Here is a 26748-nt window from a genome sequence, read left to right as displayed (position 1 = left end):
TCCTATCATAGAAAGGAGCCTCCTCTTAAAAATGACTATTCGTCATGTTGCTATTTATTTGCGCATTTCAAGGGATAAAAAAGAGGGAATTGATACTCTTTCTAATCATCGAGACATTTTAATTGACTTTTGTCGCTCTTCTCAGTGGACATATGAACGTTATGAGGAAATTGTGAGCGGAGGTGGTTCAGAGCTTGAGAACCGACCAGAGCTTTACCGCCTTCTTAATGATATTGACTTGTTTGATGGAATTTTAGTTTTTGAGTTGTCCCGTTTAAGCCGGAATGGTCTTGTTTCTCAACAAATTAAACAAGTTTGTATTGATTACGATAAAAAAATCATCACCCCTTATCAGATTTATGATTTAGCAAATAATCACAATGATCGTCTTCTCTATGACTTCGGATCTGTGATTGCTTCACAAGAACATGCGCTAATTGGAAAAAGATCGAAAACAAATAAAAAAATCATGGCAAAGTCAGGTCTTCATGTTAGCGGCAGTGTACCTTTTGGTTACATTCGTAATCCTCATACTAAAAAGCTTGAAATTCATCAAGAGCAAGCAGAAATTGTAAAGCTTATTTTTCAGCTTCATGCGAAAGGCTATGGCAGCTTTTCTATTCGTAATATTTTAAATGAACGAGGATATAGAACAGCTAAAGGAGGCTACTTTGAGCTTCCAACCATTAAGCGAATCATAAGAAATCCTGCTTATAAAGGAACAAACGTCTTCAATGACCGCAGAAAGGTAAAAGAAAGGGATAGGTTTATATACAAAATCGTAGAAACGATTCAAGTACCAAACGCATGGGATCCTATTATTCCTCCTGAAGAATGGGAAAAAGCAAATGAAGATCGAAAAAAAAGGGCCGAGCATGCCGAAACAACACGGGAAAAAGGGGCAAATAAAACAGGCGTCACTCTATTGAAAGATCTTTTATACTGCGGCGTATGCGGCAAAAAAATGACCATTCGAAAAGATAAAGGTTCACAATATATGTTAAAACGCTGTGAATATTTGCTTCCAAGTGGGGAGAAATGTCCAAACAGAGGGGTTATGTTGAAGTATGTAGAAGAAGATGTTGTCGAACATATTAAACAATATAAAGATGAGATTATTTCCATCTTATATTCATTAAAGCTTGATGAGTGGAGCGGAACAGAAAAAGACTATAACAACCATCTTGAGCAGATCGAAAAAGAGATACGCCGCATTCGAATGGAAGAAGAAAACTTATTAAATCTTGCCATAAAGGGCCTTTTTTCAGAAGAACAAATCTTAACAAAGCGACAGGAGCTTTTGAACACGCTTCATACGTTTACAGCTCAAAAAGAAGCAATTATAGATGAGTTAACAAATTTGAAAAAGCTCGATACAAAAGAAAGACTGCAAACAGCTGTTGAAGGGATTCATAAACTAGAAATTGTGTTAGAAAACGATATGAGTGAGGAAGCAAATAGAAGCATGAAAAGGATCATTCATAAGATTTATTATAAGAGAGTCCTACCAGAAGATCTTTTAAAAAAATCAACGCGGAATAAAGAACGCAAGCTTTATCCGTTCACACTTAATATTCATTATAAGTAACTCTTTTACAAATAGAGCCAACCCTTCTTTGCATATGGTGAATAAGGGGGACTCATTATGAAACATGCTGAACAAAGACCTTCTTCAGTTGTGACAAGCAATGAGCCAGACCTTGAAAATATGGCTCTTGTTCTTTTTGAGCTATTTGTAGAACGTGGGATTGCTTCTTAGAAGCAATCTCTTTTTTTATACATATTATTGGAGCCTCGGTAGGTACGGCATACCCTGATGTGTGACCACGCAACCCTTCCATAATTTCTAATCCTTTTGAGATAGGTGCTCTGAAATGACTAATTCCTTCTGATAGGTCACATTGATAAATATAATATGGGCGAACCCGAATCTTCACTAAGTCATGCATAAGCTTTTTCATAATTTCAACGCTGTCATTAATTCCTGTTAAAATAACTGCCTGATTGCCAACAGGAACTCCTGCATCTGCCAACATCTCACACGCTTTTTTGGATTCTTCTGTAATTTCAATAGATGTGTTGAAATGCGTATTCAACCATACAGGGTGATACTTTTTTAAAATGGTACATAAGTTTTCTGTAATGCGCTGAGGAAATACAACAGGTGCTCGTGTGCCGATCCGAATAATTTCAACGTGTGGAATATCTCGTAAACTTTTTAAAACATACTCTAAAATTCTATCATTAATTAAAAGACCATCCCCACCTGAAATTAAAACATCTCGTACAGCTGGTGTATTCGCAATATAGCTAATCGCTGCATCAAGCTGTTTTTTAGGAACGCCCATGCCAATTTGCCCTGAAAAACGTCGTCTCGTACAGTAGCGACAGTACATAGAACACTGATTTGTAACAAGAAATAAAACGCGATCAGGATAGCGATGTGTAAGTCCTGGAACAGGAGAATCTTCATCTTCATGAAGCGGATCTTCTAAATCATAACGTGTTTTATAAATTTCCTTTCCGACCGGAACAGACTGCATTCGAACAGGACAGCGCGGGTCTTTTTCATTCATAAGCCAAGCATAGTATGGCGTAATATTTAGAGGAATTGTTTTTGTTGAAATCCGAACCCCTTCTTTTTCTTCCTCTGTTAAATCCACCACTTTCTCTAGCTGTTCAAGCGTGCGAATCGTATTGGTTAGTTGCCATACCCAGTCGTTCCATTGCTCTTCTGTTACATCCTTCCATAGCTCAATATCTTTCCAATGTCGATTTGGTTTATAGAGTGATGATTTCACACTATCAGCCTCCTTATTCCATTATATGTGAGAGGGTTCCTCCCTAGAAGACAATCTCTTTGTCAGAATTTTTCACCCACACATTCATATTTTCAAGCGTTTTATAAATATAACAATTGTTAACAAGACGACCATAATAGCGATACTGAAGCTGATGAAATGCTACATTCATTCCAAATGACTGAGCTCGTGCAATTGTATACAAACAAAAAATTTGAGATTTTGTGAGCTCTTGCTCGAGCGATAGAAGCAATCTTTTCATCAGTCCTGCCTTTCTATGAGAAGGAAGTGTTGCACAATCTGTAAGCTCTGCGTTGTGATACATTATATTGACGTCTGCTGATGCTGCGCTCACAATCTCTCCCTTATGCTCAGCAACATACCATAAGTAATCTTTTTTTAGAAGTGATGAAATATACGCTCGATCATGAAGAGGTGTTGGATAAACTGAAAAAACTTCTTGATAAAGCTTTGAAAGGTTTTCGCTATCCGCATCTGTTCCTTTTCTAATGTTATAAAGAGACGACTCAACTGCTTCCTCTCCCTTTTCGATAGACTGAACGGCTCTTAACGTTTGAGACTCTTTTACATATTGTTCACTATAGCGACGTTGATCTTCTTCATAGCGAACCATAAAAAAAGCGTCATCTCCGTTAAAATAAGAAGGAATCAATGCTTCACACTCATAACCATTTGATAAAAGAGACAGAAATTGAGCCTGTCGTGCTTTAACAATTGTTTTATGAAGATGATGCTTGCGCGTTAGAAACTGAACTTTCTCAATAAGTAAAGGAGTTGAGCCTCTATAGTCTTCAACGCGAATACGTTCATTAAATAAATCAATAATAACCTCAGCCCACAGCGCATCTTCTTTAATTTCTATTTCCTCATAGTACCCGTTTTCTTTCATCTCCTCACTCCCTTTTATTCTTTCACCCCACACCAATCTAGCATTGTTAATGCAATAATTTCTGCTGCTTGAAACACCGATTCAATTTCAATATATTCATTTGGAAAATGGGCTACTTCTGTCACGCCAGGACCAAAAATGATAGCTGGAGTTTTAGCACAGTTTGTTAAGAGTCCCCCATCTGTTCCCCATGGGGAAGCTTCAACAGTTGGCTCCTGTTTACATGTCAAAGAATATGCATCAGTCAGACACTTTATAAGTGGATGCGTTTCTTCTACTTCACTTGGAAGCCAGTGCGCTCCAAACCAAGAAACCTCTGCTGGATGGAGAGCGAACCATTCATCTTCCTCACTGAGCGTTAAAAGCGATGTTTCGACCATTTTTTTTGCAGCATGGATGTTTTCATGCGGTCCAATACCAAGTCTCCCTTCTAAAACTACTTCATCTGGTACAGAAGAAGGCCAAGAACCTCCGCTCATCTTTCCAACATTAATGGGAATCGGAATTGGCACATTTTTATAAAGAGGACTTGTAATTTCTTCGTTTCGTATTTTCTCAAGCATGTTTAAATGGTGCAGTACCTTTTGAGCTTTTTCAATTGCACTTACCCCCTCATAGCGTGTTCCACCATGTGCCGATCTTCCTTTCACTTTGATGCGAAACCAGGCTGATCCTTGCTGGCTAGGAAATATTTTCATATTGGTTGGTTCAGGAATCAAAGCTCCGTCTGCTTTGTAGCCTCTTAAAATGCAAGCAAGTGTCCCAGCCCCTCCGCTTTCTTCTTCAATCACACTTTGAAAGATAACGTCTCCTTTTAAGGAAACCTTTAATTCCTTCATCACTTTAAGAGCTAAAAGCATTGAGACGTTTCCCCCTTTCATGTCTGTTGCACCGCGCCCGTACACCTTGCCATCTTTTACAACTGCTTCATAAGGATCAGAATCCCACCACGCTATATCTCCTTCTGGCACAACATCAATATGACCGTTCAATATTAGCGAACGCCCTCCTCCACTTCCACGTAAAAGCCCCACAACATTTGGACTTCCTTTAAACGTTTCTCTTGTCGAAACAAAGGCAGGATGTGCTCTTAGTTCATTAATATCTGGTTCCCAGACGTCAATTTGAAGACCAAGCGAACGTAAATATTCAATGACAATAGCTTGAACGCTTTCTTCATAGTTTTGAACACTTCTTTCATTTACTAACCTTTTTAATAGATTGATTCCTTCGCTTTTATATGTTGTTAACATTTCATGGACTTTCTCTTTATATTCCTTCATCCCTTTACCTCCTTAAAATGACGAAATGGAACTTCCAAGGTGAACCGTAGCGTCTGTTGCTTTCACAACATCTTTTACACTGTAGGACTCCATAACTTCCGTGAGCCAAAGTTTTTCTTCTTTAATGTGAAAGACAGCTAAATCGGTAATAATCATATCCACACACCTTGAAGATGTAAGCGGTAAAGAACAGTTTTTAACAATCTTTGAGCGCCCTTTTCGGTCGAGATGACTCATAACTACAACTACCTTTTTAGCCTTTTGAGCAAGCTCCATCGCTCCCCCCATACCAGGCACGCGTTTCCCCGGAACAATCCAATTGGCTAAATCTCCTTTTTCACTTACTTCAAGAGCTCCTAAAACCGTCATATCAAGAAGACCGCGCCTTATAATAGCAAAAGCAATAGAGCTATCAAAATAAGAAGCTCCCTCCACTTCTGTAACAGGCAATCCTCCTGCATTACATATATGAGGATCTTCATGGCCTTCGTACGGAGTTTCTCCCATTCCTAACATTCCATTCTCAGCGTGAAACATAACGTTTTGTGCGGTTAAGAAGTTGGGAACGAGCGATGGAATGCCGATTCCTAAGTTCACAATCATACCATTTTTGACTTCTTTAGCTGCTCTTTTGGCAATTTTATTTCTTACGTCTTTTCCCATACCCATTTCCAGTTCACTCCTTTGCTTTGCACAACCATGTCAACGAAGCATCCTTGTGTCATAATTTCGTCTGGGTTCAAACTTCCAAGCGGGACGATTTCCTCTACTTCAGCAATCGTTTTTTCTCCTGCCATTGCAATAAAAGGGTTTGTATTTTGAGCAGTCTTGTCATAAATTAAATTTCCGAACGAATCTGCCTTTTTAGCATAAATAATAGACACGTCTGCTGTAAGAGGTGTTTCAAGTAAATACGTTTTCCCTTGTACTTCTACTTTTTTCTTCCCTTTTGTGACTGTTTCATTATCCATTCCAATGTCTATTAAAATACCCCCTAACCCCACCCCGCCTGCTCGTATCCGTTCAATTAGCGTCCCTTGTGGAGAAAACTCGATTTCAAGTTCTTTATTTGTCATCTTTTCCCCTGCTACTGGATTTGACCCAATATGAGATACGATTACTTTCTTTGCGGCGCCGCTGACAATAAGCTTGCCAATTCCAATTGTCGGAAATCCTGTATCATTCCCAATCAGAACAAGATCTTCTATCCCTTTATCAATCATTCCTTGAATGAGTGTTGGTGGACTCCCAATTCCTCCGAATCCCCCAAACATTACAGTAGAATGAGATTTAATATGTGAGAGCGCTTCTTGAACTGAGACAACCTTCCCGTACACATTATTCATTCTCTTTCCTCCTGATTGTTTTTTAAGCGCTTCTCTATACTTAATAACGTTTTTTCAAATCGACATAAGAGTTCTTTTATCTCCCCTTCTTTTATTGTAAAAGGAGGTGAAATAATAACAGCATCTCCTCTAACGCCTTCAATCCCTGCTGCTGAAGGATAAAGAAGTAGACCATTTTGCATTGCGATTTGGATAATTTGATTTGTCAGTTGAGCAGAAGTTGGAAATGGATCTTTTGTTTTCTTATCCTCTACAAATTCTACTCCTAATAAAAGTCCTTCTCCTCTTACATCACCAATAATAGAAAAACGTTCTTTCAATTTTAATAGCTCTTTCTTTAAATAAGCTCCCTTTCGAGCTGATTCATCGACTAGATTATGTTTTTCAACATATTGAAGAACAGATAAAGCTGTTGCACAAGACAAAGGATTTGCGCTGAACGTATGCCCACTCATAACGAGCTTAGAACCTTTTTTTATAGGAAGCATCACTTCTTCTGTTGCAACAGCTGCTGCAATTGGCGTATATCCTGCACCTAATCCCTTTCCAAGCGTAACAATATCTGGCTTTGCTTCCCAATGATCGTATCCAAACATTTTTCCTGTTCGGCCTAGTCCTGTCATGACTTCATCTGCAATAAATAAAATATTATAGCGGTCACAAATATCCCGGATACGTTCATAATACCCAGGTGGTGGTGTAATGGCAGCTCCTGCTGCTCCAATGATTGGTTCTGCAATAAATGCTGCAATATGCTCTTCTCCAATTCGAATAATGGCTCGTTCTAATTCATCAGCACAGCGTAACTGGCAGGAAGGAAACTCCATATGATATGGACATCGATAGCAATAAGGAGCTGAAACAGTTGGATAATCTTGCAAAAGAGGAACAAAACGCGTTCTGCGGATAGAGTGACCTGACATTGATAAAGACCCAATTGTAATACCGTGGTAGCTCATCCAGCGTGATAAAATTTTCAGTTTGCTTCCTTGCCCTTTTTCTTGAAAGTGTTGCAGCGCCATTTTCATCGCCGTTTCCGTTGCTTCTGTTCCACTGTTAACGAAAAAACTGTAGCTTAGATGGCCATTAGAAAGCTTATAAATTTTTTCAGCCAATCTCTCAGCAGCTTCGCTTGTAAACTGCGAGCGATAAACAAAACTAACGCGTTTTGCCTGATTTTCTAAAACATCTGTTATTTCTTGGACGCCGTGACCAACACTAACAGTAACCGCTCCTGAAGAAGCGTCCAAATAGTCTTTACCATGTTCATCATATAAAAAAACGCCTTTTCCATATGAGACTTTTGGATATGTGCCGTCAAGAATGGGTTTAATTAAATGAGACATCTCTTTCTCCTCCTATCGCGCAATCGAGCCTTTGTCTAGAAAAGAGATTTACCCCGCCTACTTTATAGATATGTGAGAGGAAGGTCTTTTTTTCATATAATTTTTAAAAGCATATTTTGGATATCAACAGTAGAAATCAGAAAAATTTGGTAAAATGGGAATGGAGATTGTACATAAGGAGATTACAAGATGCGAAAAATTTTTATTGTAGAAGATGATCCAAGCCTCGTTGTACTGCTAGAAGAACACTTACAAAGGTTCGAATATGAAACATGCAGCGTTCAAAATTTCGAAAAGGTAACAGAAGAATTTCAGACCTTTGCACCAGATCTTGTTCTTCTTGATGTGAACTTACCTAAATTTGATGGTTATTACTGGTGTCGACAAATGCGTGCTTGTTCAACATGCCCTATTTTATTTATTTCAGCGCGCGAAGGAAAAATGGATCAAGTGATGGCGCTTGAAAATGGGGCTGATGATTATATTACGAAACCATTTGATTTTGAGATTGTAATGGCCAAGATTAAAAGTCAGCTTCGTCGTGCATATGGCACATATGCTAATAACTATCATGATCGTAACGTTAAAGCTGGAGGCCTTACCTTAGACTTTGAACGTCTCTTTTTATCTTATAATCAAAAAAAGGTAGAACTTAGTTTAACAGAAGCAAAAGTCTTAGATGAAATGATGAAAAAGCATGACCATGTCGTAAGCCGTGACCGATTACTCGAAAAAATTTGGGATGAACAAGCTTTTGTGGATGATAATACGCTAAATGTATACATTGCTCGCGTTCGTAAAAAACTAAAAGAATTGGAGATCTATAACGCTCTGCAAACAGTAAGAGGCGCAGGATACCGGCTCTATGTTGGTGAAGGAGGATGAAACTTTTTTTCAAAGATCACCTTCTTCTCACAATACTCTATGGTATACAGCTTGTTCTCACTTTACTTATTTATTGGCTTGACGGAAACGTGCGGATTACAACAGCGCTTTACTCTATCTTATTAAGCAGTGTGATTTACGTTGTGTACCTTTTTTATCGCTATACAACACATCGTTCATTTTATAAAAAACTTTCTTACCCTCCAGAGAGTCTAGACGATGTTGGAGAGAAAAAAGAAGAAACTCCTTTATCATCTGCGTTTTATGAGTTTGAAAGAAAAAGACTGCAGCAATATCAACAAAACATTCACCAATATAAGCACAGGCTTGATCATCATATTACCTTTATGAATCAGTGGGTTCATCAAATGAAAACACCCCTATCTGTCATTCACCTTATGATGGAAAGGCGAGATGATCGGGAAGCCCTTGCAATTCAAGATGAAGTAGATCGGCTTAAAAAAGGGCTTGATCTTGTTTTATATACGTCACGTCTTGGTGCTTTCACCCATGACTTTCACGTTGAAATGTTAGAACTAAATGAGCTTATCCGGAAAGTGACATCTTCTCAAAAACGTCTATTTATTCGTAACCGCGTTTATCCACATATCGACATCAAAAAAAAGACGTGGATTACATCGGATGAGAAATGGTTGTCTTTTGCACTTACCCAGTTGATCACAAATGCTGTCCGCTATTCAAGCGAAGGAAGCAAATTATTTTTCACCTCTTATAATGAAAAAGACCATATAGCTCTTGAAGTGAGAGATGAAGGCATTGGGATTCCTAAAGAAGACCTTTCACGCGTTTTTGATCCCTATTTTACAGGAGAAAATGGTCGGAAATTTCAAGAATCAACGGGTATGGGGCTTTATCTTGTGAAACAGATTGGTGAAAAACTTCATCATAACATTACGATTACTTCAAAAGTTGAAGAAGGCACAACAGTCCGACTTCTTTTCCCAAAAGCAGCACATTAAGTGCACTGCTTTTTTATATTACAACATTGTAAGGTTCTTGTAAGAAAGCAACATAGCAACATATCCCCCTCTCTTTTACAATAAAACTATCAACCAAAAAGGAGTGCTTATGATGGCTATTTTAGATGTTAGGCATCTAACGAAAATATACGAAGGGAACATCTCATATAAAGCGCTAGATAACATCAACTTTTCGATTGAAAAAGGTGAATTTGTGGGCATTATGGGACCGTCTGGAAGTGGAAAAACAACCCTTTTAAACATGATTGCCACAATTGATAAGCCAACATCAGGAGAAATATTTATTGGAGGAAAAAATCCTCATTCTTTAAACAAACGAAATACGGCTCTTTTTAGACGCCGTGAGCTCGGATTTGTTTTCCAATCCTTCAATCTACTTGATACGTTAACAGTTGAAGAAAATATTGTTCTTCCATTAACACTTGATGGTGTGAAAATAACAGAAATGGAAAAGAAACTTGTTTCTGTTTCAAAAAAGCTTGGAATTGATAACATTTTAAAAAAGCGTGTCTATGAAATCTCAGGAGGACAAATGCAAAGAACCGCCATTGCTAGAGCAATTATTCATACTCCGTCTCTCGTATTAGCAGATGAACCAACAGGTAACTTGGACTCTAAATCATCCAAAGATGTGATGGAAACATTGTCTGCTATTAACATGGAAGAAGGTGCCACAACGATGATGGTAACTCATGATGGTGTTGCTGCAAGCTACTGTAATCGCGTTATTTTTATTAAAGACGGAAAATTTTATAACGAAATCTACAAAGGAGAAAATAGACAAGCATTCTTTCAAAAAATTATTGATATGCTTTCTCTTTTAGGAGGCGACACACATGACCTTTCAACAGTTCGCTTATAAAAATGTAATCCGAAACAAACGAACATATGGAGCTTATTTTTTAAGCAGCGCTTTTTCCGTTATGATTTTCTTCATGTATGCATTGTTTATTTTTAATCCCCATATTAAAACCAGTCTTGTTGTAGGAGTCGCCGTTCAAGCAATGACAATCTCTGAATATATTATGTACATTTTCTCGTTTTTCTTTGTGCTCTATTCCGTTAGCACCTTTTTAAAAACAAGAAAGCGAGAGTTTGGCATTTTAATAATGCACGGTATGTCTAAACAACAACTATATCAACTCGTTTTTTTGGAAAATATGCTCATTGGTATCTTCGCCATTATAACCGGAATGGTATGCGGACTTCTGTTTGAGAAACTCTTTTTACTGCTTGGGGCCCGTTTACTTGGTATTAGCGAAATTCCTTTTTATCTATCATGGAAAGCCGTCAGTTTAACCTCTCTTTCCTTTTTATGTTTGTTCGCCGTTGTATCCATATTCACTCTTTTTACACTTAGAGAGAATAAACTCATTGACCTTTTTCAAGCCGTGCAAAAACCAAAAAGAGAACCGAAAGCATCTGTTTTACTTTCCCTTTTATGTGCGCTCCTGCTCTTTTCTTCTTATTTCTTAGCTTTTACAACAAAAGGCGGAGATATTGTTATCAGAATGCTTCCGGTCATTATAATGACGATTGTTGGGACCTATTTTTTCTATACGCAAATGAGCATTTTTATTCTTAAGCTTTTACAGAAAAAACGAACGATTTTCCTGCAGAAAACAAATATCGTGACAATCGCAAATCTTGCTTATCGACTGAAAGATAATGCTCGGATGTTTTTTCTCGTTACGATTGTGTCAACCGTTTCTTTTTGTGCAATTGGAGCATTTTCTTCATTTAATGTATTAAACAAAGAAGTAGAAAAAAGTTATCCAGTAGCTGTAAACTATATTTCAAAAAAGAACAATACGTTGGAAGAAAAACACGTGCAGGCTATTGAAGATGGCTTACAACAAAACAACGTATCGTATAGCAAAATGACTTTCCCTATTCGCTATGTAAAAACAACAGAAGGAGAAGAAGTTTTATATGTTTCATTTTCCCAATATCAAAAGTTTTTGAAGGAAACAGGAAAGACGGAAACGATTCGCCCGTTAAAAAATGGTGAAGCTTACCTTCTTCCAACAACCCTCTGGGACGAAAAACAGTTTACAGCACAAACATATTCGCTTATGGGAAAAAACCGTGGTTCCCTATCTATTAAAGATGTAGCTAGCCACATTATGTTGCCAAACACCCTTTTGTCAAGTCGAGGCGTAATCGTAAGTGATGAACTTTACGAAAAACTTTCTCCCTCTAATACTGAAACATATGTTGGTTGGAACACAGAAAGCTTCTCCAAAACAAACGGTATTGGCGCAACTATTAGTCGTACCGGCCTTGTTTCATCGAGCGATAATAAATCATATACACTCGCCGTTGGAGGAACAGTGTTAGCTTCTCAAAAGCAAGTTTTCAATACGATGTTCTTCGTAGCTTTGCTTGTTGGAGCTGTGTTTTTCATTGCATCCGGAAGCTTTTTATATTTCAGACTCTATGCGGATTTAGAGTACGACATAAGACAATATAATACGATTGCAAGAATTGGACTAACAGATCAAGAGTTGCATACCATTGTTACAAAACAACTTCTCTTGCTTTTCTTTGTTCCTTTTATGCTCGCTGTCTCTCACAGTCTGTTTGCTTTTAAAGCGCTACAAAGCCTATTTTCTATTTCAATTGCTCATAATATGAGTCTTGTTCTATTAAGCTTCTTAGCAGCGCAAATTGCTTATTTTCTACTTGTTCGAACACGATATTTAAAAATACTCAAAACAATGCTTTTATAATACAAGGAGAAGATACCTCTTGACTTTTCGCCAGTTCGCTTACAAAAACGTTACTAGAAACTTAAGAACATATGCCGCTTACTTTTTAAGCAGCGCTTTTTCCGTTATGATTTTCTTCGTGTACGCCCTATTCATTTTTAATCCCTACATTCAGCAGGGAATTACTGTAGGAGCAGCCATTGATGTAATGAAAGCTGCGGAATATATTATTTTCCTTTTTTCATTCTTTTTTGTACTCTACTCAATGAATGCATTTTTAAAAACGCGAAAACGTGAATTTGGGATTTTAATGATGCACGGCATGTCACGGCATCAGCTTAATCGAATGGTCTTTTTAGAGAATATGCTTATTGGAATAGGGGCAATTATAACAGGGATTTTATTTGGGCTTTTAACCGCAAAACTATTTTTAATGATGGGTGCCAAAGCCGTGGGAATAACAAATATCCCTTTCTACTTTGCATCAAAAGCCTTTTTCTTAACTGTTTTTTCATTCTTAGGATTATTTTTTGTAATTTCATTGGTTACTAGTTTAACGATTCGAACGAAAAAACTTCTTGATCTTTTCCAAGAATCTCAAAAGGTAAAAGAAGAGCCAAAAAACTCAATTATCCTTTCTCTTATTGGCTTAGCGTGCCTTATTACAGCCTACTATTTACCGATAACAGCAGAAGGTGGATTATCTGTTTTAAAGCGCTTCTTTCCTGCTGTCATTCTTACGATTATTGGTACATACTTTTTCTTTAGTCAAACAAGTATTTTTATCATTAATCTTACTAAAAAGCCAAAGTACTTTTTTTTCAAGAAAACAAATATAATCACAATCGCAAGTCTTGCCTACCGTCTCAAAGAGAATGCACGTATGTTCTTTATGGTAACGATCGTCTCGACGGTTTCAATATGTGCTATCGGTACGCTCGCTTCTTTTAATACGTTCGCAGAGCAAATCGAACAAGATTACCCATACGCCATTAGCTATATAGCAAATGGCAAACATAAAACAGAGCAAAAGCATGTTGAAGAAATTAAACAAGCGCTTAAAGAAAAAAACTTGGACTATACGGCATTCTCCATGCCAATTCTCATCATTCAAGGAAAGATTGAAACAAAAGAGGCGAACATATCAGCAGGAGCTTCTATTCAAAGAAACAGCGTAAGTGAAAATCGTCCCTTTGCCTTTATTTCGCAATCAAATTATATAAAGTATATAGAAGGAGCTGGCGATTATGTTTCGTCTCCGTCCCATCTAAACGAAAATGAAGCACTCATCCCTCCAGCAAATACGCTCACCAAAACGTTTATGGATGAGAGCTATATGAATGTTTTAAAAAAAGATAAGTATCAAATTCCTGGAGAACCTGCAATGTATATTAAAGATAAAGCAGAACACATTTTGTTTCCTCCTGATATCATGGCTTCAGATACTCTTATTGTAAATGACGCTGTGTACAAACACCTGCTTTCAAAGGGAAAAACTGAAATGTTCACAGGATTCAATATTCGGGAGTGGAAAGAAACGGCGGGACTCCTACCCCGTTTAGCTGGAAACAATGGAATTGTCCCCTACAACCCGAACAAGAGCTATTCCATAGCCGTTAGTGGAAATCCTTATGCTGAACAAATGAAAATGGCGAACATGCTTCTATTTGTTTCTCTACTTGTTGGCGCTGTCTTCTTTATTGCGGCCGGAAGTTTCCTCTATTTTCGTCTTTATGCTGATTTAGATTATGATAAACGCCAATATGCAACAGTTGCCAAAGTTGGTTTAACGGAAAAAGAGCTGAGCTATATTGTAACAAAACAGCTGCTTTTGCTCTTTTTCATTCCTCTTCTTGTAGCGACTATTCATAGTACTTTTGCTTTTGCCGCTCTGCAAGATTTCTTTGCTCTCTCAATTTTAAAAGAAATCATTGCTGTACTTATTAGCTTTTTCATTTTCCAGACTTGCTATTTTATAGTCATTCGAACTCGTTATCTAAAAAAAATCAAGCGATCACTCATCTAAAAAAGCCGCTCAAGTGTGAGCGGCTTTCTTCTATTCCAGTTTTCTACGAATCTCGTTTGCTACAAATTCAACGTCTGTTCCAATGACAACTTGAACATCTCGTTCATTTAGTTTTATTACCCCTTTTGCCCCTGCTTTCTTTAATACTTCTTCTTGAATGAGTGATGTATCTTTTATTTTCAAGCGAAGCCTTGTAACACAGTTATCAAGCTCCTCAATATTTGAAACGCCTCCAAGACCTGCAATATACTGCTCTGCTGCCTTTTCATACTTTCCTTCTCCATTATGATGCACTTCTTCTACCACTTCATCTTCACGACCTGGTGTTTTAAGATCAAATTTCTTAATCACAGCATAAAAAATAATGAAATACAAAATACCGTAAATAACACCAACACCTAGAAGAAGCAGAGGCTTTTGTGCAATATTATAGTTCAGCAGATAATCAATAGCACCCGCGGAAAATCCAAATCCATCATGAATATCTAAGCTTACCGTAATATACATTGATAATCCTGTTAATAGAGCGTGTACAACATATAAAACAGGAGCTAAAAACAGGAAAAGAAACTCAATTGGTTCTGTTACCCCTGTTAAGAAAGACGTAAAGGCAAGACTTACAAGCATTCCTGTTACAAGTTTGCGACGCTCTTTTTTGGCTGTTGCAATCATTGCAAGTGCAGCTGCTGGTAATCCAAACATCATAATAGGGAAAAATCCTGTCATATACGTGCCTGCTGTTGGATCTCCTGCAAAGAAGCGAGCAATATCCCCGCGTTCACCGTTATATTCACCAAATAAAAACCAAACAATATTATTTAAAATATGATGAAGACCAACTGGAATAAGTAAACGATTTAATACACCATAAATCCCTGCACCAAGAGCTCCTAAATCAATGAGATACTGCCCAATTCCATCAATAAAACTTTGAATTGGCGGCCACACGTACCCAAAAACTCCTGCGAGTACAAGCATAGATCCAGCCGTTATAATAGGGACAAACCGCTTTCCACCAAAAAATCCGAGCCACTGTGGCAGTTGAATATCGTGATAACGATTATATAGCAGACCTGCAACTGTTCCAGCAATAAGACCTGCAAAAACAGCCATATCGTTATGCTTGTCAATGGCTTGGGTTCCCCCTACAAGCACAAAATAGCCGATTGCTCCTGCAAGAGCCGCTGCTCCATTGCTGTCTTTTGCTAGTCCAATGGCAACCCCAATCGCAAAAATAAGCGGAAGCTGTGCCATTATGGCATCACCTGAAGCTTCCATAAACGGGATATCTAACATATCTTCCTTCCCTAAGCGAAGCAGCAGAGCTGCTGCTGGCAGCACAGCAATTGGAAGCATAAGTGCTTTCCCTATTCTTTGTAAGAAGCCTAACATTTTGATTCCCCCCCATATCCACCTTTTTTATTTATAATCACACTTTCTAGTAAAGAAAGACGTGAATAACAATTTTCTCGCTATCTCAACTTTTAATTTTTACCGAGATCCTTTATATAACGACCACAGAGCTTCAAACTTTCTGCATCTTTCCATAAATAATACGGCACTTTCTTCTTTAATATGCCATTGGGATGCTTCTATTTCATTTGCTTGTAATATATATTCCTTTAGAACATCAATTTATTTGAGAAGTTTACCTCATATCATAATGAGAATTTGGTTTATAACTACTAAAAATTTCACTCTATTCATCCAGATGAAAGATAACAACATCTTTATCCCTATATTAAAAGGGAGAAACAATGTTAGCCTATGTGCCAAACATTATGTCAGACGTTAAAAAAGAGCCCTCTAAGACTCTTTTTCACAATTTAAAACAATTGGAAGCGTAATTTTCACTTTTGTTCCTACACCTATTTTACTTGTAAACGTCATTTTTCCTTTATGTTGTTCAATGATTTTGTAGCTAATCATTAACCCTAAACCTGTCCCGGTTTCTTTTGTAGAAAAGAAAGGTTCACCGATCTTTTGTAAAACACTTTCCTCCATCCCACAACCTTCATCCGTAATCTCAACAACGGCCAAGCTCCCTTCTGTTTTTAAAGAGATATGAACGGTTCCTCGCGTCATTGATTCAATCGCATTCTGGATAACGTTAATAAATACTTGTTTTAAAGCATTTTCCTCACAGTAAATCCATGCATCTACCTCTGTAAGGTCTGTTGTAATTTGACAATCTCGATAGCTTGCATGGGTGTTAAGTAACAGAGCAACATGCTGTAAAATACGACATAGCTGTTTAGGTTTATAAGCGGTTTCCTTTTTTGATTTTGCAAGCGTTAAAAATTCTTCAATAATGACCTCAATTCGTTCAATTTCAGCAATCATAATTTCGCTATATTCTTCATTATATTCTTTAGATACTTTTAAAAGCTGAATAAACCCTTTAACAGCTGTCATTGGATTGCGAATCTCATGTGCCACTCCAGCGGCCAGTTTGCTTACCATTGTTAATTTCTCAGAGGTTCTTGCCATCTCATCATATTTCTTTCGATTCGTAATATCACGCATAAAATATTGGATAGCAGGCTTTCCTTGAAACTCCATTTTAGTTACGGATGATTCAATAAATTTCACGCCTTCCTTAGCCAGGATTTTCACTTCTACTCTTGGTCTAAACGGCTTGTCTTGCATGATGGCATCCATTCGTTTTTTTACAAACCTAATATCGTCTTCATGAATGAACGTCAGCAGCTCTTTCCCAATATATTCATACTTACTTCTTCCACCTAAAAGTCGAATAGCTGCCGGATTTACATAGCGCACTTTTTCATCCACTACAACTAGAAAAGCATCTTGACTTTCTTCAATAAAGCGTTTGTACTGATTCAACTCTCTTAAAACAGCATCCTGCTTTTCCAGAGACAATGACACTTCATTAAACTGAATAAGCTGATACATGCTTTTACTCGTCTTAATCGGCTTTATCGTCATATCGTACTCTAAATTTGAGATGTGTTGAACTCTTATTGTCTTTTCTATGCTTTCTTTTAACAAGGTTAATAATTGTGCTAATGACAAATTGAATAAAGCCGTGAAGTAAAAGAAAAAAGAACGCTTTTTTTCCTTTTCAACATCGAGAAGCTTTTCTGCTTCATCATTTGCAAAAATACACGCCCCGCTTTGGTCGATAATCAAAGTTGGCACAACGCTCTTCTTAAAAGCTTCTTTTAATAATATTAAATTATCCATAAATCCACCTTCGTTTTGCTTATGTATCACTAGTATAGTATGGAAAATAAGAGATTTATATGGTTTTTCAACATTTATTTGAAAGTTTTTCTCTTTTCCTTCTATAAAGTAAACGGGATGGATCATCATCCACCCCGTTTACTTTATTATTAATGGAAACAAACTGCTCCAATAATGATTAACAAAATAAAGAGTACTACAATTGTTACGAAGCTAAAGCTTTCACAGCCCCCGCTATATGGATAGTAATAGCCACAGTTTTCATACGGATCATACATCTCTCTATTCCTCCTCATTTTCATTTACAAAAACAGCTTATGTTTTCTTATAAAAATAGTTTGTGCATTTGCCTATTTGTTCTCCTTATCATTGAACAAAAGAGTAAGAAAAAAGAGAAACAAAGAAAGGGAAAGAATAGGAACGATCATACTTTTTACATAACCTACAACATAACCAATATAAGGAATTTTATACAAATAATGATGCTCACCACTTACGTATTCTGTGACAACTAGTGATCCTTCAAAAGCAGATGTGTTGCTATTTACAACGCTCACGTCATAGCCGGCTAGAAGAGGCAAAAGAGCTAATAAAAACAGTGTAAAACAAATTGTATATAGAACAAGGATATAACGGTAGGCAGTAAAAACTTTCTTCTTATTCTCCATTGTTCTCCACCTCAAACGTTATAGTGTGCTTCGCTTTAGAAGGCGAATTCTCCACTGCGTTTTCCGTAAAATATGTTAAACACGACAGGAGGATAATGCCTCCTAACATGAAGCGAAATGTTTTAACATAGAAATGTTTCATCCTCTCACTCCTTACTTTTCAGTATAGCGAGTATCTTTTTACTTTCGAGTTCTCCGTACCCCATTATATGCGCCTATCGCCTTAAAGGTTATTCATAAATAAGCTTTAAAAAGAGGATACGTAGCATTTTTCATTCTTTTCTTGCATAAACTTGCTACGTAAAAATTTTGCTTTGAGGAGGACAAAGTCTTGAATAATAAACAGCAGCACTATGCTCAAAAAGCGGCTATGTACGATTTATTAGCTCAGTACTACAAATACAGAGATCCTTCTTTACACATTGCTTACTACCAAAAACATTTTAAATATGCTACGAAGCTTTCTTATTCGTTATCAAATATGCGTAATAGACAAGGAACAAGAATTCGTATTCTTCACGCTTCTCCAGGTGCTCCTTCTGTTGACGTATACCTTAATGGACGAAAAACAATCCCAAACTTAATCTTTAAACAAGAAACAGATTATATTGAACTAAGAGAAGGTGGGCGTTATAGAATTGATCTGTACAAAGCAGGCGAAACAGCTCGACCTCTTCTTAGTGCAGAAAGAGAAATACAAAAAGATATGCAATATACAATTATTGCAGCTGGGGAACCTACTAATTTGTCACTGCTCGCTATAAAAGATGAAGACACAGTACCAAAAGGAGAAGCAAAGCTGCGCTTTATTCATCTTTCTCCAAACGCTCCTTCCATTGATGTTGCAGCAGTGCGTGGAGACGTTGTTTTCCCGAATGTATCTTTCAAAGAAGCTACAAGCTATTTAGCATTAACTCCAATGGAAGTGAACCTTGAGCTGAGAAGAAGCGGATCAAAAGAAGTTTTATTAAAAATCCCACCGCTTCGTCTTCGTCCAGACCGCGCCTATACGGTATACGGAGTTGGACTTGTAAATGGAAATCCTCCTCTTGAAGCTTTAGTTACACAAGATTAGCTCAATAAAAAAAGAGCCTTCTCGTTAGAAGGCTCCTTTTTTACGGTTGAACAGTTGGATCAATAAGTTTAATTGATATTTCGTCATTTTTTAAGTCGAATTTCTCAGCTTTTACTCGGAAACCATTTTCAAGCTCCATTTGATTTAGAGCAACATAAATGGATTCTTTTTTCGGATTAATACTTACCCACTCAGGCATTGGGAAGTGATTGTTCACATACTTCAAGACTGTCTCAACCGGTAATGGTAACGCCCCGACGGAAAGACCTGTTTGTTCAAGAACAAGGTTACCGTTTTTCTGGACAATAGGTGCAAATGTCATTTTAATATCAACGTCACGACCAAAAGCGACGATTTTTCCATATACTTCAACTTCGTCATTTAAAACAACATTATATGCTAACGCATCACTAGCAAACTCTTGTTTCAAATACTTATCAATAAGCGCGTTCAAGTTTTTCTTATCTCCTACAACTCCGAGTTCTATACCGTTTATCTCTTCTTTTGAAGGAGCCTGTCGCTGTTCAATTGGCTGAAAAATAGCTACTACAGCGACTAGAACTAAAATAATATTTAAGCAAAGTAAACTAAAAAAAAGCGTCTTCCATTTTTTCATCCTGCTTTGTCCTCTCCTCTATATGTTGGATTGGCGAACACCATTTTTTCATCATCCATGTTTTCAAGAAAAACGCGCTCGCTAATTCTGTCTGCAATTAATTTATACCCTTTTGTGTTTGGATGAAAATAGTCATTTGATAATAAGTTTTCATTTGTACTTGTGAAAATATCAGCAACTTCAATATATGTTATCCCTTCGTATTGAGATGCCACTCGTTCACTTGAACCATTCCATTCTTCTACAACAGTATCGATCTCTTTTAAATCACTAAGCGTATTTAAAAACGGATTGTAAAATCCAATAAGGTAAATTGGAGCATCCTCGTTAATACTGCGCATCTTTTTCATTACTTTTTGTAGTCTTTTTTCATACTTTCTCTGCTCTTTTTTATACGTTTTGAAGGTAATATTATCATAATGATCTCGCATAACTTTCATCATATCATTGCCGCCAATTGTGACGAAGATAATGTCCGCATCTTCAAGGCTTGATTTAATATTTTCATAATCTAACCTTTTAAGAAGCTGATCTGTACGATTTCCCGTTTTCCCAAAGTTGCTCACTTTTACTTTTCCAACAGAAGGCTGTTTTTCAATTTCTGAAGCAACGCGTGTTACATAGCCTTCTTCCTTCGTTGAATCGCCAACTCCTTTTGTTAAGGAATCACCAATCGCAACCATGTTCACATTTGCAGGAAATATATCTTTTCCTTGTTTTGTTGACACTTCTTTGGACTCTTCCTCATTTTGAGTTGGAGGTGAAGCAGAACAAGCTGACAAAAAGAGAATAAGAAAAATAAGACCTATTTTTTTCATCCTATGTTCACCCCTGTTACTAGATGTCTCTAATGTATTATCATATCATATTCTTTAAAACTAAAAAATCATCCAAAAAAAAACCAACCTATATTCCCCCTACTAAAGGGGTCGGTTGGTTTTATCAGGACGATTTTTCTAATTCCTTTGCTTCACGAATAATATCCTCATAAGGAACATTAGACACCCCATCATAGTCCTTTACAATTTGACCTTTTTGATTTAATAGAAAAAATGTTGTGCCATGAATCACTTGATCTCCTGAACTCGGCTTTTGAACATTCATATAAAAATTCTCTCTTGCGAATGTTTCAATCTCTTCTTGAGAATAACCTGTAAGAAATTGCCAATTATCGCTATTCGCCTCAAATTCTTCGCTAAATTCTTTCAGCTTCTCACTGCTATCAACAGTTGGATCAACTGTGAAAGAGACAAATTCCACATCTGCTCCTTCCTCTTTCGCTTTCTCTTGAAGCTTTGCCATATGAGACGTCATTGGCGGACAAACAGTTGTGCAGCTTGTAAAGATGAAGTTTGCTATCCACACTTTTCCATCTAAGCTTTGTGATGAAAATGGTTCACCACTTTGGTTTTCGTATGTAAAATCAGCAATTGGGCCTGATAATTGCTGTTCTTCTTTTGTTTCTGCCTTACTTTCTTCTTTCTTCTCTCCACATGCTGTCAGTAAAAAAAGAGAGCATACTAACCATAAAAAGCTTTTTCTTTTCATCTCCAATCCCTCCTAAAAATGTTAAAAAACGCTTTCATATTTTAGAAAAAAAGAAGAACGGTCATTTTAGCCCGTTCTTCTTTTTTTAAGCATTATGTTTTAAAGGAACTGTTAAAAAGATTTGCTCATATGTTGTCCATTTACAATGTTTTTTCATATATTCCTTAAATGAATAGAGTTCTTTTCGGATTTCTTTTCTTTCAATCATTTTGACGAACGATTCAAAATGAACAGAAATCATAAACGAAAGTGGATGATGATGTGGCACAACCGGAATTTCAATAACCTTTACTTTTTGTCCATTTGCAAGCTTAAATTCCAAACTTTTAAATAACAAGCAGATCAGCCCTCTTTTTCACCCGTTTTTCTCTATTATAACTTCCCTTTAACGTAAAATCATGTCATATTATGACGCTTCATTAATTTTTTTTTAGACAAATAGGTGGAAAAGTTGACTATCTTTATTAATCTCTGTAAATGGGAAAGCTTTTTGATTCATTCGTTCAATAAGAGGAAAATAGTCTTCTTTATGCTTCACTTCAATCCCCACAAACGCCGGTCCGCTTTCACGGTTATTTTTTTTCGTATATTCAAATCTTGTAATATCGTCTGTTGGCCCTAATACTTCATCAAGGAATTCTCGAAGGGCCCCTGCACGCTGTGGAAAGTTGACAATAAAATAGTGCTGAAGTCCTTCATAAAGCTTTGAACGTTCCTTAATTTCCTGCATGCGGCCAATATCGTTGTTCCCGCCGCTTACGATACAAACAATGGTTTTTCCTTTAATTTGATCTTTATACGCATCAAGAGCTGCGATTGAGAGCGCTCCTGCAGGCTCTGCTACAATAGCATTTTCATTGTAAAGAGATAGAATTGTTGTACAAACTTTCCCCTCCGGAACAACTACAATATCGTCAATAACTTGTTGACAGATATGAAATGGCAAACAGCCTACCGTTTTTACTGCTGCTCCGTCTACGAACCCATCAATATGTTGAAGCGTTTGAACACTTCCTTTTTTTAGAGCTTCATGCATTGAAGGAGCTCCTGCAGGTTCTACACCGACAATTCGTGTTTGAGGAGAAACGCTTTTAATGTAGGTACCGATTCCTGAGATAAGCCCTCCTCCACCAATGCTTGCAAAAACATAATCAAAATCTTTCTCTGTATCGTTTAGCATTTCAACTGCAACTGTTCCTTGTCCCGCAATAACATCAGGATCATCAAACGGATGAATGAACGTTCTTCCTTCTTCTATACCACACTCTGCCGCTTTAGCATAAGCATCATCAAATGTATCTCCCGTTAAGACGACTTCTACAAATTCTTTTCCTAAAAATGTAACCCGATTAATCTTTTGTTTAGGAGTTGTGGCAGGCATAAAAATCTTTCCATCGATTTTTAAATGTTGACAGGCATATGCAACTCCTTGCGCATGGTTTCCTGCGCTTGCACAAACAATGCCGTTTTCTCGTTCTTTTTTTGATAGCTTTTTGATTTTATTATAAGCTCCGCGAATTTTAAAGGAACGGACGTTTTGTAAATCTTCTCTTTTTAAATAAACTTCACATTCATAGCGCTCTGATAAAAGATCACTTTTTTGAAGAGGCGTATGTTCCACAACATCTTTAATTGTTTGATGAGCGATCAACACATCCTCAAGATGAATGTTTTTCTTTGTTTCTACTTGCTGGCTCATAATCAACTTCCTTCCTTTTCATTCCCTTTTTAATTTGTACATTATAGCACAAAAAATTAAGAAAAATCACTATATTTTATAAATTTCATCATTTCACTATGTGAAAATTACATAAACTAACAGATAATCCTATTAAAACTTCTTATAGTAAGGAGGAACTCCCTTTTTAATAGAAAAGTGAGAAGTAGTTGGAGAAAGAGATTTCAGATGGAATTCACCCTAAAAAGTAAAAAAAGTGCGATCCCTTGTTTAGTAACGCTTGATGATGAAAACGGTTGTTATATGATTCGAAAAGAACATACAAGCGGAGAAGTTTTCAATAGTCCTTCACAGCTTATAGCTTGGGTTTCAGCTAATTGGCATGAAGATGATTTTGTAGACTCAGATTCTTTTCATCATATGATGAAAGAGCTTGATAAATACGAAGAAGAGATGCGTCTGCAATAAAAAAAAGAGGATCATGATTGATCCTCTTTTTCTGCGCCCTCTTTTAGAAGGCCACCTTGAAGGGCTTCTTCTACTTTTTTAATCAACTGCGGTTTTGTGATAGTATCATCTAAATGCTCCCGTATTGGGGAACCAATATGAACAGACAGCGTGCTCGGACGAATGCGAAATGTTCCTTGCTCATCAATTTCTTTCGTTCCATCAATAGAAACTGGCACAATGGGCACCCCAGCTTCTACTGCCATTGAAAGGTCTTCTCCGTTAAGATGATGCAAATCCTTGGAACCTTTTTCTTTACGTTCAGCAAATACGAGCAATGAATGACCTTGTGTTAATAAATGGATTCCTGTACGATAAGCTTCTTTCATTCTTGTACTATCATTGCGATCCATAAGGACGCAATGCATAGAGTTCATCCATTGATTCCATAGCGGATAGTTTTCAAACTTTTGCTTTGAGAAGAAACCAAAAGGCTTTTGAATATAGCCTAAAAGAGCGGGAATATCGTATGGGCCTTGATAGTTACTAACAAATAATACAGGCTCATCCAACAGCCTCTCTTTTTTGTTTACTTCTACTTTGGATCCGGTTAATTCAATAACTTTACGTCCCCATTTTTTTGGTTTATCATGCACTTCCTTGTCCCGTTTTGCAGGCGACATTAAAGGTGGAAGATTTCGAACACGATTTAGCTCAGATAAACTAAAAAAAAGAGAAGAAAGTGAATAACCACCAATATAAATTGTACGAATCATGTTGGAACCCCCTTTAAAAGCTGGTTTTCCCTCTTTCTCGTCCTGTTTTCATCCGAGAAGTATAATGCTAGCTTCGTTCATAGACAACAAATTCATAATCATAAGCATTTTTTTCATCTTTTTTATGCTCTTTGGAATCTATTATCTTCCATTCTTCTTTTAAAAATGCAGGAAAATGCGTATCTCCATCAAACGTAGCACGAATGTGGGTAACATACAAACGATCTGCAACAGGCAGTAGCTGTTCATAAAGACGAGCTCCTCCGATAATAAACAGCTCCTCATTCGAATGGTTCGCCATTTCTTTCAGCTCGTCCAATGAATGAATAACCGTTACGCCATCTTCTTGGAATGATGTACTGTGCGTTAACACAACGTTCTGCCGGTTTGGAAGAGGTCTACCAATCGACTCATATGTTTTTCTTCCCATTACAATTGTATGATTTGTTGTCACCTTTTTAAAATAAGCAAGGTCAGCAGGAAGATACCATGGTAAAGCATTATCTTTTCCAATTAGATTATTGTCATCCATTGCAACGATGAAAGAAATCATACGCTAACAGCTCCTTTTATATGCGGATGTGGATCATATCCAACAAGCTCAAAATCGTCATACGTAAAATCAAAAATGTTCTTAACGTCTTTATTAATTTTCATTTTTGGCAGCGAACGCTCTTCACGTGTAAGCTGCAGCTTTACTTGTTCAATGTGATTTGTATAAATGTGTGCATCACCGAGCGTATGAATAAATTCTCCTACTTCTAGATCACACGCCTTAGCAATCATCATTGTTAAAAGAGCATATGACGCAATATTAAACGGAACACCTAAGAACACGTCAGCAGAACGCTGATAAAGCTGACAAGATAGTTTACCATCTGCTACATAAAACTGGAAAAGGCAGTGACATGGAGGAAGTGCCATATTCTCGATATCAGCTACGTTCCACGCGCTTACGATAAGACGACGTGAATCTGGTGTTTCTTTAATCTGTTTTATGAGATTTGAAATTTGGTCGATGCTTTCTCCGTTTGGCGTTGGCCATGAGCGCCACTGATGTCCATATACAGGGCCAAGCTCTCCTTTTTCATCTGCCCATTCATTCCAAATTCTTACTCCGTTCTCCTGCAAATAAGCAACATTTGTGTCTCCTGCTAAAAACCAAAGAAGCTCATGAATAATAGACTTTACATGAAGCTTTTTTGTCGTTACAAGTGGAAAACCTTCTTTAAGATCAAAGCGCATTTGATAACCGAACGTACTAATTGTTCCCGTTCCTGTTCGATCCTCTTTTTTCGTACCGTTGTTTAAAATGTGTTGACATAGATCTAAATATTGTTTCACTTTGATCCCTTCCTCTCACTTACTTCTTATCATTAATCAAAAACGATCGTTTTATTTCCATACACAAGAATACGATCTTCTAAATGCCATTTTACACCGCGAGCTAAAACGCTTTTCTCAACAGAACGACCAATTCTTTTTAGTTCTTCAATTGAATCACGGTGGTCAACTCGCTCAATATCTTGCTCAACAATTGGTCCTTGATCAAGCTCATCTGTTACATAATGAGCTGTTGCTCCAATCAGCTTTACACCGCGCTCATATGCACGCTCATATGGTTTTGCTCCAACGAATGCAGGTAAAAAAGAATGATGAATATTCATGACACGATTCGGATGTCTTGTGACAAAATCAGAAGATAAAATTTGCATATAGCGAGCTAAAATCACAAAATCAATTTCGTTGCTTTCTAAAAGTTCAAGCTGTGCTTTTTCTGCTTCTGGCTTTGTATCTTTTGTAACTGGAATATAGTGAAAAGGAATGCCTTTACTTTCTACGAACTCTCGCATTGTTTCATGGTTACTAACAACCATTGCTATATCTGTATAAAGCTCTCCACGCTCGTAGTTCCAAAGAAGCTCCTGTAAGCAGTGATCTTCTTTAGAAACAAAGATCGCTGTCTTTTTGCGATTTGAAGCTGATTGTAGCTGCCAGTCCATTTCAAAAGATGAAGCAACTTCATGAAATGACTTCTTAAGTTCGCTGTAACGTTTTTGAAAATCAGGGCATTCAAACTCTATTCTCATAAAAAAAAGACCATCAGTATGACTTGTTGAATATTGGTTTGATTCAACAATGTTTGCTTTACACTCGAAAAGCCACTGAGACACTTTTGCGACAATCCCTGGTTTGTCATTACAACTAATAAGCAGTCTTCCTCTATTTTGATATTTATTTGTTACATATTCGAATTTTTTTTGGCGATAACTGTTCATCTTTCTTCCTCACTTCTCCATCCATTTTTGTTTCTTCAACATATGTAAAAACTGAAATATCCTTTTGATTCCAAGAGCACGTTTATTTTATCTTATTTTTTAACCTTTTTCAAAAGCCATTTAATATAGATTTTAGTGTAGCATA

At 37.1% G+C, this 26748-nt stretch carries 26 protein-coding genes and 1 pseudogene; 8 read left to right on the top strand and 19 right to left on the bottom strand.

Features of this window, described 5'->3' with window-relative positions:
* The first annotated feature begins 31 nt into the window (after positions 1-31).
* On the top strand, positions 32-1588 hold the full coding sequence (locus tag ACK3CR_RS13255; RefSeq protein WP_488975556.1) for a recombinase family protein: 1557 nt from the start codon (positions 32-34) through the stop codon (positions 1586-1588).
* Positions 1589-1796: 208 nt separating this feature from the next.
* Here ACK3CR_RS13255 and kamA read toward each other — a convergent pair.
* The 6 genes and pseudogenes from kamA to ACK3CR_RS13225 form a co-directional block, all read right to left on the bottom strand.
* A pseudogene (kamA, locus tag ACK3CR_RS13250) lies at positions 1797-2801 on the bottom strand (lysine 2,3-aminomutase); the annotation flags it as partial.
* A 43-nt stretch (positions 2802-2844) separates the two neighbouring features.
* Positions 2845-3711 (bottom strand): putative beta-lysine N-acetyltransferase, encoded by an 867-nt coding sequence (ablB, locus tag ACK3CR_RS13245; RefSeq protein ID WP_488975555.1) that lies wholly within the window; start codon positions 3709-3711, stop codon positions 2845-2847.
* 14 nt (positions 3712-3725) lie between these two features.
* Positions 3726-4994: a peptidase gene (locus ACK3CR_RS13240; RefSeq protein ID WP_243513393.1), complete on the bottom strand. Its 1269-nt coding sequence runs from the start codon at positions 4992-4994 to the stop codon at positions 3726-3728.
* Positions 4995-5006: 12 nt separating this feature from the next.
* Complete coding sequence (locus tag ACK3CR_RS13235; RefSeq protein ID WP_243513396.1) at positions 5007-5663, bottom strand: 3-oxoacid CoA-transferase subunit B; 657 nt, start codon at positions 5661-5663, stop codon at positions 5007-5009.
* Positions 5642-6340: a CoA transferase subunit A gene (locus ACK3CR_RS13230; protein ID WP_276517192.1), complete on the bottom strand. Its 699-nt coding sequence runs from the start codon at positions 6338-6340 to the stop codon at positions 5642-5644. The genes ACK3CR_RS13235 and ACK3CR_RS13230 overlap by 22 nt, the downstream gene beginning before the upstream one ends.
* Positions 6337-7686: an aspartate aminotransferase family protein gene (locus tag ACK3CR_RS13225; RefSeq protein ID WP_243513398.1), complete on the bottom strand. Its 1350-nt coding sequence runs from the start codon at positions 7684-7686 to the stop codon at positions 6337-6339. The genes ACK3CR_RS13230 and ACK3CR_RS13225 overlap by 4 nt, the downstream gene beginning before the upstream one ends.
* Positions 7687-7875: 189 nt before the next feature.
* On the opposite strand from ACK3CR_RS13225, the gene ACK3CR_RS13220 reads away from it, so the two are divergent.
* The 5 genes from ACK3CR_RS13220 to ACK3CR_RS13200 all read left to right on the top strand — a co-directional run bounded on the left by ACK3CR_RS13220 (position 7876) and on the right by ACK3CR_RS13200 (position 14309).
* Positions 7876-8571 (top strand): response regulator transcription factor, encoded by a 696-nt coding sequence (locus tag ACK3CR_RS13220; RefSeq protein ID WP_488975554.1) that lies wholly within the window; start codon positions 7876-7878, stop codon positions 8569-8571.
* Complete coding sequence (locus ACK3CR_RS13215; RefSeq protein WP_243513405.1) at positions 8568-9551, top strand: sensor histidine kinase; 984 nt, start codon at positions 8568-8570, stop codon at positions 9549-9551. The genes ACK3CR_RS13220 and ACK3CR_RS13215 overlap by 4 nt, the downstream gene beginning before the upstream one ends.
* Before the next feature lie 112 nt (positions 9552-9663).
* Entirely contained in the window at positions 9664-10434 is a 771-nt protein-coding gene (locus ACK3CR_RS13210; protein ID WP_488975792.1) for an ABC transporter ATP-binding protein, read from the top strand.
* On the top strand, positions 10409-12304 hold the full coding sequence (locus tag ACK3CR_RS13205) for an FtsX-like permease family protein (protein WP_488975553.1): 1896 nt from the start codon (positions 10409-10411) through the stop codon (positions 12302-12304). Before ACK3CR_RS13210 ends, ACK3CR_RS13205 begins: the two co-directional genes overlap by 26 nt.
* Before the next feature lie 19 nt (positions 12305-12323).
* Positions 12324-14309: an ABC transporter permease gene (locus ACK3CR_RS13200; protein WP_488975552.1), complete on the top strand. Its 1986-nt coding sequence runs from the start codon at positions 12324-12326 to the stop codon at positions 14307-14309.
* Positions 14310-14339: 30 nt separating this feature from the next.
* Here the strand turns inward: ACK3CR_RS13200 and nagE are convergent, their stop codons facing one another.
* The 4 genes from nagE to ACK3CR_RS13180 form a co-directional block, all read right to left on the bottom strand.
* Complete coding sequence (nagE, locus tag ACK3CR_RS13195; RefSeq protein ID WP_243513420.1) at positions 14340-15701, bottom strand: N-acetylglucosamine-specific PTS transporter subunit IIBC; 1362 nt, start codon at positions 15699-15701, stop codon at positions 14340-14342.
* Positions 15702-16115: 414 nt separating this feature from the next.
* Positions 16116-17516, bottom strand: a complete 1401-nt coding sequence (locus ACK3CR_RS13190; protein WP_243513423.1) for an ATP-binding protein — start codon at positions 17514-17516, stop codon at positions 16116-16118.
* Between the two features lie 149 nt (positions 17517-17665).
* Positions 17666-17794 carry a sporulation protein YjcZ gene (gene yjcZ / locus ACK3CR_RS13185; protein WP_243513426.1) on the bottom strand — a complete coding sequence of 43 codons (129 nt, stop codon included), beginning with the start codon at positions 17792-17794 and terminating at the stop codon, positions 17666-17668.
* A 72-nt stretch (positions 17795-17866) separates the two neighbouring features.
* Positions 17867-18184, bottom strand: a complete 318-nt coding sequence (locus tag ACK3CR_RS13180) for a hypothetical protein (protein WP_243513428.1) — start codon at positions 18182-18184, stop codon at positions 17867-17869.
* 331 nt (positions 18185-18515) lie between these two features.
* Here ACK3CR_RS13180 and ACK3CR_RS13175 point away from each other — a divergent pair, with 331 nt between their 5' ends.
* Entirely contained in the window at positions 18516-19259 is a 744-nt protein-coding gene (locus ACK3CR_RS13175) for a DUF4397 domain-containing protein (protein WP_243513430.1), read from the top strand.
* A gap of 40 nt (positions 19260-19299) precedes the next feature.
* Here the strand turns inward: ACK3CR_RS13175 and ACK3CR_RS13170 are convergent, their stop codons facing one another.
* From ACK3CR_RS13170 to ilvA, 5 genes are all read right to left on the bottom strand, one after another.
* Positions 19300-19875 carry a YpmS family protein gene (locus tag ACK3CR_RS13170; RefSeq protein ID WP_019393190.1) on the bottom strand — a complete coding sequence of 192 codons (576 nt, stop codon included), beginning with the start codon at positions 19873-19875 and terminating at the stop codon, positions 19300-19302.
* A complete protein-coding gene (locus ACK3CR_RS13165; RefSeq protein WP_243513432.1) occupies positions 19872-20693 on the bottom strand; it encodes an SGNH/GDSL hydrolase family protein in 822 nt (273 codons plus the stop codon). Before ACK3CR_RS13165 ends, ACK3CR_RS13170 begins: the two co-directional genes overlap by 4 nt.
* A 124-nt stretch (positions 20694-20817) precedes the next feature.
* Complete coding sequence (locus ACK3CR_RS13160; RefSeq protein WP_488975551.1) at positions 20818-21423, bottom strand: SCO family protein; 606 nt, start codon at positions 21421-21423, stop codon at positions 20818-20820.
* 85 nt (positions 21424-21508) lie between these two features.
* On the bottom strand, positions 21509-21760 hold the full coding sequence (locus ACK3CR_RS13155) for a DUF2535 family protein (RefSeq protein WP_019393187.1): 252 nt from the start codon (positions 21758-21760) through the stop codon (positions 21509-21511).
* Positions 21761-21853: 93 nt separating this feature from the next.
* The gene (gene ilvA / locus ACK3CR_RS13150) at positions 21854-23122 is read right to left on the bottom strand and encodes a threonine ammonia-lyase IlvA (protein WP_243513437.1); all 1269 of its coding nucleotides are present in this window, start codon (positions 23120-23122) and stop codon (positions 21854-21856) included.
* Between the two features lie 207 nt (positions 23123-23329).
* On the opposite strand from ilvA, the gene ACK3CR_RS13145 reads away from it, so the two are divergent.
* Positions 23330-23569 (top strand): hypothetical protein, encoded by a 240-nt coding sequence (locus tag ACK3CR_RS13145; RefSeq protein WP_243513441.1) that lies wholly within the window; start codon positions 23330-23332, stop codon positions 23567-23569.
* Between the two features lie 11 nt (positions 23570-23580).
* Here ACK3CR_RS13145 and ACK3CR_RS13140 read toward each other — a convergent pair whose 3' ends face one another.
* From ACK3CR_RS13140 to purU, 4 genes are all read right to left on the bottom strand, one after another.
* Positions 23581-24324, bottom strand: coding sequence for a lysophospholipid acyltransferase family protein (locus tag ACK3CR_RS13140; protein ID WP_243513442.1), 744 nt, complete (start codon positions 24322-24324; stop codon positions 23581-23583).
* Between the two features lie 67 nt (positions 24325-24391).
* Complete coding sequence (folA, locus tag ACK3CR_RS13135; protein ID WP_243513444.1) at positions 24392-24877, bottom strand: type 3 dihydrofolate reductase; 486 nt, start codon at positions 24875-24877, stop codon at positions 24392-24394.
* The gene (locus tag ACK3CR_RS13130; protein ID WP_243513446.1) at positions 24874-25668 is read right to left on the bottom strand and encodes a thymidylate synthase; all 795 of its coding nucleotides are present in this window, start codon (positions 25666-25668) and stop codon (positions 24874-24876) included. The genes folA and ACK3CR_RS13130 overlap by 4 nt, the downstream gene beginning before the upstream one ends.
* Before the next feature lie 32 nt (positions 25669-25700).
* Positions 25701-26603, bottom strand: a complete 903-nt coding sequence (gene purU, locus ACK3CR_RS13125; RefSeq protein ID WP_243513448.1) for a formyltetrahydrofolate deformylase — start codon at positions 26601-26603, stop codon at positions 25701-25703.
* Positions 26604-26748: the final 145 nt, after the last annotated feature.

It is taken from the genome of Priestia sp. TRM10 (assembly GCF_057808375.1).
Note: the sequence above shows the minus strand (reverse complement) of the source record. Positions and strands in the feature narration are given on the sequence as shown.

What these genes read in the sequence shown, in the direction of transcription:
- ACK3CR_RS13255 (WP_488975556.1), top strand. Translation starts at nt 32, where the DNA reads ATGACTATTCGTCATGTTGCTATTTATTTGCGCATTTCAAGGGATAAA.
- ablB (WP_488975555.1), bottom strand. Translation starts at nt 3,711, where the DNA reads ATGAAAGAAAACGGGTACTATGAGGAAATAGAAATTAAAGAAGATGCG.
- ACK3CR_RS13240 (WP_243513393.1), bottom strand. Translation starts at nt 4,994, where the DNA reads ATGAAGGAATATAAAGAGAAAGTCCATGAAATGTTAACAACATATAAA.
- ACK3CR_RS13235 (WP_243513396.1), bottom strand. Translation starts at nt 5,663, where the DNA reads ATGGGTATGGGAAAAGACGTAAGAAATAAAATTGCCAAAAGAGCAGCT.
- ACK3CR_RS13230 (WP_276517192.1), bottom strand. Translation starts at nt 6,340, where the DNA reads ATGAATAATGTGTACGGGAAGGTTGTCTCAGTTCAAGAAGCGCTCTCA.
- ACK3CR_RS13225 (WP_243513398.1), bottom strand. Translation starts at nt 7,686, where the DNA reads ATGTCTCATTTAATTAAACCCATTCTTGACGGCACATATCCAAAAGTC.
- ACK3CR_RS13220 (WP_488975554.1), top strand. Translation starts at nt 7,876, where the DNA reads ATGCGAAAAATTTTTATTGTAGAAGATGATCCAAGCCTCGTTGTACTG.
- ACK3CR_RS13215 (WP_243513405.1), top strand. Translation starts at nt 8,568, where the DNA reads ATGAAACTTTTTTTCAAAGATCACCTTCTTCTCACAATACTCTATGGT.
- ACK3CR_RS13210 (WP_488975792.1), top strand. Translation starts at nt 9,664, where the DNA reads ATGGCTATTTTAGATGTTAGGCATCTAACGAAAATATACGAAGGGAAC.
- ACK3CR_RS13205 (WP_488975553.1), top strand. Translation starts at nt 10,409, where the DNA reads ATGACCTTTCAACAGTTCGCTTATAAAAATGTAATCCGAAACAAACGA.
- nagE (WP_243513420.1), bottom strand. Translation starts at nt 15,701, where the DNA reads ATGTTAGGCTTCTTACAAAGAATAGGGAAAGCACTTATGCTTCCAATT.
- ACK3CR_RS13190 (WP_243513423.1), bottom strand. Translation starts at nt 17,516, where the DNA reads ATGGATAATTTAATATTATTAAAAGAAGCTTTTAAGAAGAGCGTTGTG.
- yjcZ (WP_243513426.1), bottom strand. Translation starts at nt 17,794, where the DNA reads ATGTATGATCCGTATGAAAACTGTGGCTATTACTATCCATATAGCGGG.
- ACK3CR_RS13180 (WP_243513428.1), bottom strand. Translation starts at nt 18,184, where the DNA reads ATGGAGAATAAGAAGAAAGTTTTTACTGCCTACCGTTATATCCTTGTT.
- ACK3CR_RS13170 (WP_019393190.1), bottom strand. Translation starts at nt 19,875, where the DNA reads ATGAAAAAATGGAAGACGCTTTTTTTTAGTTTACTTTGCTTAAATATT.
- ACK3CR_RS13165 (WP_243513432.1), bottom strand. Translation starts at nt 20,693, where the DNA reads ATGAAAAAAATAGGTCTTATTTTTCTTATTCTCTTTTTGTCAGCTTGT.
- ACK3CR_RS13160 (WP_488975551.1), bottom strand. Translation starts at nt 21,423, where the DNA reads ATGAAAAGAAAAAGCTTTTTATGGTTAGTATGCTCTCTTTTTTTACTG.
- ilvA (WP_243513437.1), bottom strand. Translation starts at nt 23,122, where the DNA reads ATGAGCCAGCAAGTAGAAACAAAGAAAAACATTCATCTTGAGGATGTG.
- ACK3CR_RS13145 (WP_243513441.1), top strand. Translation starts at nt 23,330, where the DNA reads ATGGAATTCACCCTAAAAAGTAAAAAAAGTGCGATCCCTTGTTTAGTA.
- ACK3CR_RS13140 (WP_243513442.1), bottom strand. Translation starts at nt 24,324, where the DNA reads ATGATTCGTACAATTTATATTGGTGGTTATTCACTTTCTTCTCTTTTT.
- folA (WP_243513444.1), bottom strand. Translation starts at nt 24,877, where the DNA reads ATGATTTCTTTCATCGTTGCAATGGATGACAATAATCTAATTGGAAAA.
- purU (WP_243513448.1), bottom strand. Translation starts at nt 26,603, where the DNA reads ATGAACAGTTATCGCCAAAAAAAATTCGAATATGTAACAAATAAATAT.